Annotated in this window: 12 protein-coding genes; 5 read left to right on the top strand and 7 right to left on the bottom strand. The window is 54.2% G+C overall.

All coding sequences use genetic code 11. The features are described 5' to 3' along the window. Positions 1 to 98: 98 nt before the first annotated feature. From rsmJ to CNE01S_RS18430, 3 genes are all read right to left on the bottom strand, one after another. Positions 99 to 851 (bottom strand): 16S rRNA (guanine(1516)-N(2))-methyltransferase RsmJ, encoded by a 753-nt coding sequence (gene rsmJ / locus CNE01S_RS18420; RefSeq protein WP_061277698.1) that lies wholly within the window; start codon positions 849 to 851, stop codon positions 99 to 101. 8 nt (positions 852 to 859) lie between these two features. Next, entirely contained in the window at positions 860 to 2,902 is a 2,043-nt protein-coding gene (prlC, locus tag CNE01S_RS18425; RefSeq protein WP_061277699.1) for an oligopeptidase A, read from the bottom strand. Between the two features lie 153 nt (positions 2,903 to 3,055). Further along, entirely contained in the window at positions 3,056 to 4,327 is a 1,272-nt protein-coding gene (locus CNE01S_RS18430) for an acid phosphatase (protein ID WP_061277700.1), read from the bottom strand. 195 nt (positions 4,328 to 4,522) lie between these two features. On the opposite strand from CNE01S_RS18430, the gene CNE01S_RS18435 reads away from it, so the two are divergent. The 3 genes from CNE01S_RS18435 to CNE01S_RS18445 all read left to right on the top strand — a co-directional run bounded on the left by CNE01S_RS18435 (position 4,523) and on the right by CNE01S_RS18445 (position 7,442). Beyond that, positions 4,523 to 5,365 (top strand): 23S rRNA (adenine(2030)-N(6))-methyltransferase RlmJ, encoded by an 843-nt coding sequence (locus tag CNE01S_RS18435; RefSeq protein WP_061277701.1) that lies wholly within the window; start codon positions 4,523 to 4,525, stop codon positions 5,363 to 5,365. Between the two features lie 207 nt (positions 5,366 to 5,572). Further along, the gene (gorA, locus tag CNE01S_RS18440; protein ID WP_061277702.1) at positions 5,573 to 6,925 is read left to right on the top strand and encodes a glutathione-disulfide reductase; all 1,353 of its coding nucleotides are present in this window, start codon (positions 5,573 to 5,575) and stop codon (positions 6,923 to 6,925) included. 136 nt (positions 6,926 to 7,061) lie between these two features. Further along, the gene (locus tag CNE01S_RS18445; RefSeq protein WP_061277703.1) at positions 7,062 to 7,442 is read left to right on the top strand and encodes a hypothetical protein; all 381 of its coding nucleotides are present in this window, start codon (positions 7,062 to 7,064) and stop codon (positions 7,440 to 7,442) included. Positions 7,443 to 7,528: 86 nt separating this feature from the next. On the opposite strand, the gene kdoO is transcribed toward CNE01S_RS18445, so the two are convergent. From kdoO to CNE01S_RS18460, 3 genes are all read right to left on the bottom strand, one after another. Next, the gene (gene kdoO, locus CNE01S_RS18450; RefSeq protein WP_061277704.1) at positions 7,529 to 8,422 is read right to left on the bottom strand and encodes a Kdo hydroxylase KdoO; all 894 of its coding nucleotides are present in this window, start codon (positions 8,420 to 8,422) and stop codon (positions 7,529 to 7,531) included. A 305-nt stretch (positions 8,423 to 8,727) separates the two neighbouring features. Beyond that, entirely contained in the window at positions 8,728 to 9,264 is a 537-nt protein-coding gene (locus tag CNE01S_RS18455) for a GNAT family N-acetyltransferase (protein ID WP_061277705.1), read from the bottom strand. Between the two features lie 85 nt (positions 9,265 to 9,349). Beyond that, positions 9,350 to 9,970, bottom strand: a complete 621-nt coding sequence (locus CNE01S_RS18460) for a TetR/AcrR family transcriptional regulator (RefSeq protein WP_061277706.1) — start codon at positions 9,968 to 9,970, stop codon at positions 9,350 to 9,352. 117 nt (positions 9,971 to 10,087) lie between these two features. Here CNE01S_RS18460 and CNE01S_RS18465 point away from each other — a divergent pair, with 117 nt between their 5' ends. Together CNE01S_RS18465 and CNE01S_RS18470 are read left to right on the top strand one after the other, a co-directional pair. After that, positions 10,088 to 10,618 carry a hypothetical protein gene (locus CNE01S_RS18465; RefSeq protein ID WP_061277707.1) on the top strand — a complete coding sequence of 177 codons (531 nt, stop codon included), beginning with the start codon at positions 10,088 to 10,090 and terminating at the stop codon, positions 10,616 to 10,618. A 391-nt stretch (positions 10,619 to 11,009) separates the two neighbouring features. Then, entirely contained in the window at positions 11,010 to 11,942 is a 933-nt protein-coding gene (locus CNE01S_RS18470; protein ID WP_061277708.1) for an omptin family outer membrane protease, read from the top strand. A gap of 188 nt (positions 11,943 to 12,130) precedes the next feature. Here CNE01S_RS18470 and CNE01S_RS18475 read toward each other — a convergent pair. Beyond that, the coding region (locus CNE01S_RS18475; protein WP_061277709.1) for a DUF943 family protein at positions 12,131 to 12,460 on the bottom strand (330 nt) is incomplete at its 5' end.

Here is a 12,460-nt window from a genome sequence, read left to right on the forward strand (position 1 = left end):
ATAAAACCTGGCTGAAAGTGAACGGAAATTTAACCAGCCCTACATAACCGAGGATATTTGTGACCAACCCCCCGGAGAGAGGGACTGTAGCAGCACGATTACTCCGGCGTCCCGGCATAAAGATCAAACCGGTGCCCTTTGGTCACCACTGCATTCTGCGTGGCGACTTCGGCCAGCGGCGGGGCGTAGTCCGGGCGCTTCACCACCACCCTTTTCTTCGCCAACGCTCTGGCCGGGGCAAGCAGCCCGTCCGCATCTTCATCCGGCCCCACCAGAGACTGGAAAACACGCATCTCTTTTTTCACCAGCGCGCTCTTTTGCTTATGCGGGAACATCGGGTCGAGGTACACCACATCCGGCCGTGGCGTGATGTCGCTAAGCGCCGTCAGGCTCGAGGCGTGGATCAGCTGCAGCCGCTCTTGCAGCCAGCCGCCGATTTCCGGGTCCTGATAGCCACGGCGCAGGCCGTCATCAAGCAGTGCGGCAACCACCGGATTACGTTCCAGCATCCGCACGCGGCAGCCGACGGAAGCCAGCACAAAAGCGTCGCGCCCCAGCCCGGCTGTCGCGTCGACAACGTCCGGCAGATAGCTGCCCTTCACGCCAACGGCCTTGGCCACCGCTTCGCCACGCCCACCGCCAAACTTACGGCGATGCGCCATCGCGCCGGAGGCAAAATCAACGAAGATGCCGCCAAGCTTTGGCTCATCGCGCTTGCGCAGTTCAAGGTGCTCAGGCGTTAACACCAGCGCCATCAGAGCGTCTGCATCATGCTCAAGCTGCCAGCGCTCGCTCAAAACAGATAAGGCGCCGGAGTCGGCGCCTGCTTCAGTCAGTAAACAGATTTTCACGTGGTGGATTAGCCCTGAATACCGTAGTGATCCAGCATCGCGTCCAGCTGTGGCTCGCGCCCGCGGAAGCGTTTGAACAGCTCCATCGGCTCTTCCGAACCGCCACGGGTCAGGATGTTGTCGAGGAACGACTGCCCGGTTTCACGGTTGAAAATGCCTTCTTCTTCGAAGCGAGAGTAGGCATCCGCCGCCAGCACGTCGGCCCACAGGTAGCTGTAATAGCCCGCCGCGTAGCCGCCAGCGAAGATATGGCTGAAGGCGTGCGGGAAACGACCCCAGCTCGGCCCCGGCACCACGGCAACCTGTTTCTTAATCTCGGCCAGCGTCTGCAGCACTTTCGCGCCCTGCTCCGGGTTAAATTCCGCATGCAGGCGGAAGTCGAACAGGCCGAACTCCAGCTGGCGCAGGATAAACAGCGCTGCCTGGTAGTTCTTCGCCGCCAGCATTTTTTCCAGCAGCTCTACAGGCAGGGACTCGCCCGTTTCATAGTGGCCGGAGATAAACGCCAGCGCTTCCGGCTCCCAGCACCAGTTTTCCATAAACTGGCTCGGCAGCTCGACCGCATCCCACGGCACGCCGTTGATGCCGGACACGCCCGCGGTTTCAATTTTGGTCAGCATATGATGCAGACCGTGGCCGAACTCATGGAACAGGGTGATCACTTCATCGTGGGTAAACAGCGCTGGTTTGCCGTTCACCGGGCGGTTGAAGTTACAGGTCAGGTAGGCCACCGGCTTTTGCAGCGAGCCGTCGGCACGGCGCATTTTGCCCACGCAGTCATCCATCCACGCCCCGCCGCGTTTGTGCTCGCGAGCATAAAGATCGAGATAGAAGCTGCCGCGCAGTTCGCCCTGGTCGTCATACAGCTCGAAGAAGCGCACGTCCGGGTGCCAGACGTCGATATCTTTACGCTCTTTGGCGGTAATGCCGTAGATGCGCTTCACAACCTCGAACAGGCCGTTCACCGCGCGCTCTTCCGGGAAGTACGGGCGCAGTTGCTCATCGCTGATGCTGTAAAGGTGCTGTTTCTGTTTTTCGCTGTACCAGGTGATGTCCCACGGCTCCAGCTCTTCCACGCCGTAATGCTCTTTCGCATAGGCGCGCAGCTGAGCCAGCTCGGCTTCACCCTGTGGGCGAGCGCGTTTTGCCAGGTCAGACAGGAATTCGAGCACCTGCTGCGGGTTTTCCGCCATCTTGGTGGCGAGGGATTTTTCCGCGTAGTTGCCAAAGCCCAGCAGTTGAGCCAGCTCGTGGCGCAGCGCCAGAATCTCTTCCATCACCGGGGTGTTGTCCCACTTCCCGGCGTTCGGCCCCTGATCAGACGCACGCGTTGAATACGCGCGGTACATCTCTTCGCGCAGGGCGCGGTTGTCACAGTAGGTCAGCACCGGCAGATAGCTTGGAATATCCAGGGTCAGCAGCCAGCCGTCCTGCTCTTTGGCCTCTGCCTGAGCGCGGGCCGCAGCTAAGGCGCTTTCCGGCATGCCTGCCAGCTCGGCTTCATCGGTAATTAGTTTGCTCCAGCCCATCGTGGCATCGAGCACGTTGTTGCTGTAGGTAGACCCCAGCTCGGACAGGCGAGCGGAGATTTCACCGTAGCGCTGCTGTTTGTCTTTTGGCAAACCAATCCCGGACAGCTCGAAGTCACGCAGGGCGTTATCCACCGCTTTCTTCTCGGCGACGCTCAGGCTGGCGTAGTTCGCGCCGTCACGCAGATCGCGGTAAGCGTTATACAGCCCTTCGTGCTGGCCAACCCAGGTGCTGTATTCGGACAGCAGCGGCAGCGTTTGTTCATAGGCTTCGCGCAGCTCAGGGCTGTTCTGCACCGAGTTCAGATGGCTGACCGGGGAGAACAGGCGGCCCAGGCGATCGTCCACTTCTGCCAGAGGCTGAACCAGGTTCTGCCAGCTATAAGGCGCGCCCTGCGCAACCACGCTTTCCACCGCCGCACGGCAGTCGTCCAGCGCTTTAGTCACGGCCGGAACAACATGTTCAGGTTTGATGGCGGAAAACGGCGGCAGCTCAAAAGAGGTCAGTAAAGGATTGGTCATAAGCGCGTTCCTGATTAAAAGGGAGAGAGAAGCGCTCAAGCGGCGCTTTGTGCATGGAGTCTAGCATGGGGTTAAGTGTAGCGAATTTCAATCCCGGACGTTGCGCTGGGCTTGCCAGGAAAAGGGGCAGCAGGCGCTGCCCCGAAAGGGAAATCAGTGGGATTTTTCTGCCATTGCGTAGGCCGCCGGCAGATTCAGGCGCTGCCAGAATTGCTGGTCCGCCGCTGTGCCGGAAAGCGGGTAACCCGCTGGCAGCGCGGTTTTCACCATCAGAGTGCGGCGCTGTGCGGCGGAAAGCTTAGGCAGCGCGGCTTCCAGCAGGACTTCCGCCCCTTGCGGCACTTGCAGGGCTTGCTTCTCGCCCTTCTGCTGCGGCAGGTCGTAGGTCATGGTGAAGCGGTAAAGTTCTTTCATCGCTGGCGCACGGTACGGATCGTCTTTCACGGAAGATTTCGCACATTCAGCCAAAGTGGTACCACACTCTTTCTCCAGCGCGGTACGCAGCTGATCGCGAGCTTCGTTAAACAACGCGCGGTATTTCGGGTCGTTCAGGTAGTTAGCCACGTTGCGCTGCGCCACCATGCGAGAGCCCATTACGTCCAGCGGGTAATGCACGCCCAGCACAATGCGCGAGTAACCGTAGCGTGCGCCGCGTTCAACCAGGGCCTCAAAACGCTCCGGCACCATTTCGGCCATCAGCAGCGCGTCGGTGTAACCTGTGTTGGTGTGGCCACTCGGGAAGGAACCGCCGTCTGCGGTGTACGCTTTGTTATCTTTAATCACCACATCATCCGGCACGAGATGGATCGTGTTGCCCTGGATCAGGAATGGACGCGGGTTATTGAAGTGTTTCTTCGCCGCACTGGTGCTGACCTCCGAGGCCTTAATCAGCGCCGCGGCCTTGCTCAGCTCGCCTTTGTCATAGGCGGCCAGGAAGGCTTTGCCCAGGCGCGGCCCCATCGCATCGCTCAGGAAGTAAAGATGGTTGATGCCCTCGGCATCCGCCAGCGCCTGATGGCGTGAAGTCTGTACGGCATTCAGGTTGATGTTGGTGACCGTTTCAAGGTTCTGCTTAATCACGGAGTCCGGCAGCTTGCTGAACGCGGAAAGCAGCTCAATGCCCGCTTTCTGGTTGGCTTTGGTCTGGAAGTCATAGCCGCTCGCCTTCAGCCAGGCGGTATCCGCCAGCTTTTTGCTTTGCTTCGCTTTATCCAGCTGGTCGCGGGTCAGTTTATCCGCATCGCCTTTCAGGGCAGTGCGCAGCGCCGCCAGGGACTGCGTTTCAAGATCATCAAACGCCTGGCTGCTGTTTGCCGGCGTCACGGTATTGGCTATCGCCGCGGCCTGAGGGAGAGACACATCCTTCGCCAGGGCGGGCATAGCCACCGCCAGCGCTGCTGCCAGCATCGAAATACGGAGTTTCATTATTTTTCCTTTTATTCAAACGATTACCTTGCCTGGCTGCGACGCTATCCTGGGAATTTGACGCTTTTATGACACATTTATGTTTTGAAACCTTTTCGGCCCGATTGAAACAGCGCCGCGCCTGGGCGGTAATCCGCCGCAATCTGCGGTAAACTGTGGGAAATTTGTTTTCTTATTCGTGGAACACCATCCCTCATGCTCAGCTATCGCCACAGCTTTCACGCCGGTAACCATGCCGACGTACTAAAACATACCGTTCAAAGCCTGATTATTGAATCGCTTAAAGAGAAGGAGAAACCGTTTCTCTATCTCGACACCCACGCAGGCGCCGGTCGTTACCAGCTGAGCAGCGAACATGCGGAGCGAACAGGCGAGTATCTGGAAGGTATCGCGCGCATCTGGCAGCAGGACGATTTGCCTGCAGAGCTGGAAGCCTATATTGGCGCGGTGCAGCATCTGAACCGCAGCGGCAACCTGCGTTATTACCCAGGCTCTCCGCTGATTGCCCGCCACCTGCTGCGCGAGCAGGACAGCCTGCAGCTCACCGAACTGCATCCGTCCGACTTCCCGCTGCTGCGCTCCGAGTTCCAGAAGGACGACCGCGCCCGCGTTGAGCGTGCCGACGGCTACCAGCAGTTGAAAGCGAAGCTGCCGCCGGTTTCCCGCCGTGGCCTGATCCTCATCGACCCGCCGTATGAGATCAAAACCGACTACCAGGACGTGGTGAAAGGGATTGCCGAAGGTTATAAGCGTTTTGCGACAGGCACCTACGCGCTGTGGTACCCGGTGGTGCTGCGCCAGCAAATCAAACGTATGATCCGCGACCTGGAAGAGACGGGCATCCGCCGCATCCTGCAGATCGAGCTGGCGGTTCGCCCGGATAGCGACCAGCGCGGCATGACGGCGTCCGGCATGATCGTGATTAACCCGCCGTGGAAGCTGGAGCAGCAGATGACCAACGTGCTGCCGTGGCTGCACAAAAAGCTGGTGCCAACGGGCACCGGCTCGACCACCTTGAGCTGGATTGTGCCTGAATAAGAGAGCAGGCCACTAGATAATTCGAGTTGCAGCCAGGCGGCAAGGGAGTGAATCCCCAGGAGCTTACTAAAGTAAGTGACTGGGGTTCAGGAGTGCAGCCAACACCGCTGCAGCTTGAAGTATGACGTGGCTATCGCAGTAATCGGTAGAACCTTTACCCAGGCGCGCTACAATCGCGCCTAATTTTCGACTCAAAAGGGAAACATCATGACCAAACATTATGACTACCTCGCCATTGGCGGCGGCAGCGGCGGTATCGCCTCGATTAACCGTGCGGCAATGTATGGGCAGAAATGCGCACTGATTGAGGCGAAAGATCTGGGCGGCACCTGCGTCAACGTCGGCTGCGTGCCTAAAAAAGTGATGTGGCATGCGGCGCAAATCGCCGAAGCGATTCACAACTACGGCCCGGACTACGGCTTTGACACCACGCTGAACCACTTCGACTGGGACAAGCTTATCGCCAGCCGTACCGCCTATATCGACCGCATTCACACCTCTTACGACAACGTATTGGGCAAGAATAAAGTTGACGTGATTCGCGGCTTTGCGAAGTTTGTGGATGCGCACACCGTGGAAGTTAACGGCGAAACCATCACCGCAGACCATATTCTGATCGCCACCGGCGGTCGTCCAAGCCATCCGAACATCCCTGGCGCAGAATACGGCATCGATTCCGACGGCTTCTTCGAGCTTCCGGGCCTGCCAAAACGCGTGGCGGTGGTCGGTGCGGGCTATATCGCGGTGGAAATCGCGGGCGTGATTAACGCGCTGGGCTCAGAAACGCACCTGTTCGTGCGCAAACATGCGCCGCTGCGTACCTTCGATCCGCTGATCGTTGAAACGCTGCTGGAAGTGATTGAAGCAGAAGGCCCGACCCTGCACACCAACGCGATTCCGAAAGCGGTAGTGAAAAACGCCGACGGCAGCCTGACGCTGGAGCTGGAAGATGGCCGGGCTGAAACCGTCGATACCCTGATTTGGGCGATTGGCCGCGAACCGGCTAACGACAACTTCAACCTGCAGGTAACCGGCGTCGAGCTGGATGCAAAAGGCTATATCAAGGTCGATAAGTTCCAGAACACCAACGTGGCTGGCATCTATGCGGTGGGCGACAACACGGGCGCAGTTGAGCTGACGCCTGTCGCGGTTGCCGCTGGCCGCCGCCTGTCCGAGCGCCTGTTTAACAACAAGCCTGACGAGCACCTGGACTACAGCAACGTACCAACCGTGGTGTTCAGCCACCCGCCAATCGGCACCGTGGGTCTGACCGAACCACAGGCGCGCGAGCAGTACGGCGACGACAACGTGAAGGTCTACAAATCCTCCTTCACCGCTATGTACACCGCCGTGACCTCTCACCGCCAGCCGTGCCGCATGAAGCTGGTCTGTGCGGGCCCGGACGAGAAGATCGTCGGTATTCACGGCATCGGCTTCGGCATGGATGAAATCCTGCAGGGCTTCGCCGTGGCGCTGAAAATGGGCGCGACCAAGAAAGACTTCGACAACACCGTGGCTATCCACCCGACCGCTGCGGAAGAGTTTGTCACCATGCGTTAATCCCCCTCAGGGAACGCCTAAAAAAGGTCAGAGATCTCTCTGGCCTTTTTTATTGCTATCGTAAAATCGACAGCAATGATATTTATCTCTACATCAGGTTTTATCAAAAAACATTGTCTAAATGCAGAGGGATATTATGGGCTGGGAAATGCACATCACCAGAGCAGAACATGTATGGGATGGGGAGAGCCATCCTATTTTTGCGGAAGAATGGATTCAGTGCGTGAATAACGATCCTGAACTCAGTTTTGATCCGAAAAATGGACAATATCACGTCCTGTGGCGAGGAGATGAAATTAACTGGCTGGACTGGGATACAGGCAATATTTCAACGACATCCCCAGGCCAGGAACTGTATTGCAAAATGCTGGAAATCGCGGCCACGCTCAACGCGAAAGTGCTGGATGATGACGATCGTGTATATCTGTTACCCGATGATTTACTTAATCCATCGTGGGCAAAAAAAGAAGTTCCGCGCTCCTTTCTGCAAAAGATCATTAATCACTTCAGAAAATAAATAGCTCAGTATTGCCTCTGCGGATTACCAATAAAAAAGCCGCACGAGCGGCTTTCTGCATCCAGACAATTAAACGCTGAAAAACGCTAAATCAGCGGCTTACGCAGCAGCCCTTCCAGCACCTTCAGCGGCGATTGCTGCGGGTTTTGCATCGCATCCACCGGCAGCAAGAACGTCTGCTCCAGCATAAACTGCCCGCCCATTGCGGCGTGTGGCGTCTGGTCGGAGAAACAAATCCAGCTGCTGCCCGGCGGGAAGTCGATGGCGACCTGCGGCCCCTGCTTCTGATAATCCGCATCGGCCTTCATGGCGTCGTGCATCTGCAGCATCAGGTGGTCGTAATGGCTGCGGCGGCTTTTGGTGATGCCGACAGCGTTCTGCAACCAACTGCTGAGCGGAGAATAGCTTTTTAAGCGTGGCAGGAAGCGCTCGGCCAGCGTCGGGAACGCTTCGCCCACGCGCCAGCTACGGCTTTCTCCGGCCGGATTGATATTAGTGAAAATACGCAGAATGCGCTCGCCGTAGTTAGGGCGGGACGGGAAAGCGTCCACGTGCAGGCGGCTGTCGTCCTTACGCCAGGAGGTGTTTTGCGTCCACTGCTTAACCGGGTGCAGGCGCAGGCTGTTGGTCGGCGTGTGCAGCACCTGCTGATACTCCGGCAGAAGAGTGGCAATCAGCTGCACGCAGGATTCGTAATGGCGTTTCAACAGCGCACGTACTTCTGGCTCCTGCTCGGCAGCGGCCACGCCGGTCAGTTTATCCTTCAGCGGCTGATAGCTGATGTTCTTACGCTTTGGGTCAACAACCGCCGGGTTCAACAGCACCTTTTCCTGTTCGGTGAGCGCAAACGTCAGCTGCGGCAGGAAAATTACTTTGCCCTGTTCCAGATCGCTCACTACGGATTCAGCCGCTGCATTGCCCCACTGAGAAAGGGAGTGCGTCAGGGCCGCAGTATCAAGAGAGATGTTTAAATCTGACATATCAATGTCCTTGCCAACTATCCGGACGATGTATTTAACAGATGAATTTCCGGAACATTTTATTTTAGAAAGACGAATAGAATGACACCACCGGAAGACGGTGGATTCATACCAAAAAGGAAGTGAAGCCAGTATAGTAAGAATGTAAATCAAAAGTTAAACAAAACCTAAACGCTGCATTTGGCGCTAAATTAAAACGCACAAAATCATAAAATAACGCTCAGTGAATATTGCAATAGCGCTCTGCTATTTTGGCTATTGTTCGCTGTTAAATAACAATAATGGCCTGCTAAGCAGACCCTTGTTTATTTCCACTCGCTGCGCAACAGCGCATAGGCATATTCATCCCCCCATTCACCTTTAAAGAAAATATTCTTGCGAAAGTGTGCTTCACGGCGAAAACCAAGTTTCTCCAGCAGGGTAGCCGCAGCCTCGTTCCTGGCATCAACCGTCGCCACCAGACGATGTTTGTGGAAGGTGGTGAACAACAGCTCAATCACGCCACGCAGAGATTCAAAGGCAAACCCCTGCCGCTGATGCCTCGCATCAAAAGTCATGCCCAGCTCTGCCTGCTGGCCTTCATCAAAAAAGTGAACGGCAACGTCACCTAATAAACGCCGATCTTCGCTGCGGATGACCGCAATCTGGAACCAGCTTTCATCGATATTAAAATCCAGCGTCGCTTGTTGGGCATAAAATGCCTCGGCATCGGCCTCGCTATAGCCGTCCCAGCTCTGGTAGCGAGCGACTTCCGGCTGATTGCGGTATTCAATAAATACGGGTAAATCCGCACGAGTAAATTTGCGCAGCGTCAGGCGCGGGGTGGTCAGTAACGGCTCCATAACGGTTCCTGATTGATTGTTATTGCGTGAACATATCGGCAGCCAGACTATCAGGCTTCACTTTTTTAGATGGCGCACCCGATGCTCAGCGCCCCACCAAAAGATGCTCAAAAATGAAAAAGCGAAACTCCTGCAATGCCGTCGCGTCTTTTTCAGCCCTCATACGCAGCAAGGCGCCTTCCCATGCGTTCAGGATAAAGCGGCTAAGTGCCTCTGCGGGCATTGCAGTATCAAGCTGATTCAACTGCTGCGCTTCTTTGAGGCAGGCCTCGATAACCTCGCTCCAGCGGTTAAGCTTATCCTCCAGTTTCAGCCGGATAATTTCGCTATGGTCGGCTACTTCGCCGCTCAGATTTCCCAGCAAGCATCCCCGGGCAAACTGCTGCTGGCGAAAAACGACCATCAGCTCGTCAAAATATGCGGCAAGCCTGGCAATCGGCGCAAGCTCGTGGCGCGAAAACGCCTTGTCCAGGCGCTGCTCGGCCCGTTGAAAGTAGAGATCAACAAGCTCGGCGGTAAAGACTTCTTTGCTGGAAAAGTGATTATAAAACGAACCTTTAGGAACATCGGCCGCCTCAACGATGAGTTGAATACTTGAAGCCGCATATCCCTCAGCATGCAAAACATCCAGCCCCGCCTGCAGCAGATTGGTGCGGGTTCCGGCGTTTGGTTTAGGCCCCCGGCGAGCCCCTTCAGCAGTTTTCATTTTTACCTTTTTCGCTGTATTGACAATTCAAGACGACTGGTCATATTTTATTTTTAACCCGCATGGCTCTCGCTGTCAATTCGGGCTGCGCCCCTTCCTTACTTCACAGGTGAAATCATGAAAATGTCTCAGTTAGCCCTGCTTGGCAGTTTGCTGTCTGCCGCAGGTTACGTGCAGGCTTCTCCGTCAGGCGATCCGCTCACGCCGTCGGAACTCACGCAAATCAAACAGAACTTTAGCGAGCTGATTACGCTGGCAAACCGTCACGATGTGAACGCTATCCACGACATGTTCTGGCAGTCACCTTCTGCACTCATTGTGGCGAAAAGCGCCGTGCCGGCTGACGGGAACTGGGCCGGATACTGGGGAAATAAAGCCATCGATCGGAAAATCCATGATATTGCGGCCTCAGGCCCGGTGGTTTTAACGCCAGACTTCAATCAGTTAAAAGTCGTTGGGCTTACCCAGGACGTCGCGCAGTCTTACCTGCCGATGAATATTACCGTGTCTTACGCCGGGCAAAGCGGCACGCCAAAACCCTTCTTGATGATGATTAACTGGCTGAAGGTAAATAATGCCTGGAAGATTGCGGCTGAAATCATTCTTCCCGTGCCATCGACCGCCAGCACAGTTAAAAAAGAGAGTTAAATTAGAGATCTAGCCTCAGCAAAAGTATTATTTCAATTTAGCCGGGAAGGAAAACACGTTCGGGCAAGCCGGGCGTGTCTATAAATAGATTTTTTGTAATAAATACATATGAATAGTTATGATATATCCTTGTAACAAAAAGCTACAATTTTAATTTTCTTTAAAATCAAACAATTCACCGCTCAAATATTCACCAGTAGAAAATAATCTTTCCCCTGTCAAGTAACAGTCCATAAAATACGCTTCGTTTTGCCTGACAAGACAAACTAATAATAATTTTCAACAACATAATTTATCGCGCAACAATAACCCTTTACGGCCGCTAACCTGTCCGTACAGGTTTATTTTTTGCAACACCAAACCAATGTTATAGAAAACAGAACGATACATCATGCACAAGCAAAAATACCTGCCTGCGGCCGCCGCATTGCTGTTTAGCCCGGCGCTGCTCGCTTCAACCAGCTTTAATTTTTCACCCGACGCAGTCACCACCAATATTTCCACCGGCGTTCTAAACGGAGAATCTAAAGAGCTTGTTTATAATCAAGGTGATAGCAGTAAATTAAGTGAACTGAAATGGAAAATAAAAAATACACCTATTATTAAAGGCGGTATTAGCTGGGACGTACAGCGTTACATCACCCTCAATGCCAACGGCTGGACAACCTTCGCCTCACGCGGCTCGCATATGTCCGACTATGACTGGCAAACGCCAGGTCAGAGCCACTGGAGCGACAAATCCACCCACCCTGATACCAGCCTGAATTACGCCAATCAGTTCGATCTCAACCTGACCGGCTGGCTGTTAAAGGAACCGGCTTATAACCTCGGCATTGTCACCGGTTACCAGGAAACACGCTATAGCTGGACCGCCAGAGGCGGCTCATACAATTATTTCAACGGCGCGCTTGTCGGTGAGTTCCCTGCCGGGAAGCCGGGGATTGGTTATAGCCAGAAATTCAGCGTGCCGTACATTGGGCTGACCGGAAGCTATCGTTACCAGGACTTTGACGTTGCAGGGCAATTTAAATTCAGCCCGTGGGTTAATGCCCAGGATAATGACGAACACTATATGCGTCAGCTGAGCTTTAGTGAAAAAAGTAATAATTCCAATTATTACGCCGCAACCGTCTCGGCCGGTTATTACGTCACACCGAATACCCGGCTATACACGGAGTTAACGTGGACCCGTTTTGCCGAAGCAAAAGCCTCAACGAAAACCCGCAATAATAATACCGGGGAAACCTGGTCTCAGGGCAGCGGGGCTGCCGGGCTGAGTAACGACAGCTATACTTACGGCGTCGGCGTTCAGTATCGCTTCTAAATCGTTCTGCGAAGTAAGTTGAGTACCCTGAGGAAACTCAGCCCGGATTGCGTGATTTTCACTAACCGGGCTGAGAGATTCTCTTCTTTTTGAATAGTAGGGCAAGCGCTTCATTATTTTTTGATTTCATTAGAGACGTCCGTAATTTTAAGAGTAACATCCATGTTAATCATCAATAAAAAGTGCTCTCAATATATCTTTATAATATTACCATTTTCTTCGAGCCTATAGACACTGCCATTAACAGTGAGCTCCAACCCTGTGTTTTTACTATAGTCAACAATAAAAACCAAATCCTTATCTATACAGTTGACTTTTTTTTCCATATCATCAAAACAAAGTCGATCATATTTTCCTTCTTCTTTGTAGCCCTCACCGAATAGCCAAAAAATAATCGTATAGCCACCGTGAGATTCAGGCCTTGGAATATCATACCTGGCTTTCAGCATATCCTTGTTTTCCAGCCACCAGTTTATTTTTCCTTTTTTCGTAAAAGGGAAGTTTTTAACCAGAACACT

The sequence above is a fragment of the Cedecea neteri NBRC 105707 = ATCC 33855 genome (genome assembly GCF_001571265.1).
Lineage (GTDB): Bacteria > Pseudomonadota > Gammaproteobacteria > Enterobacterales > Enterobacteriaceae > Cedecea > Cedecea neteri.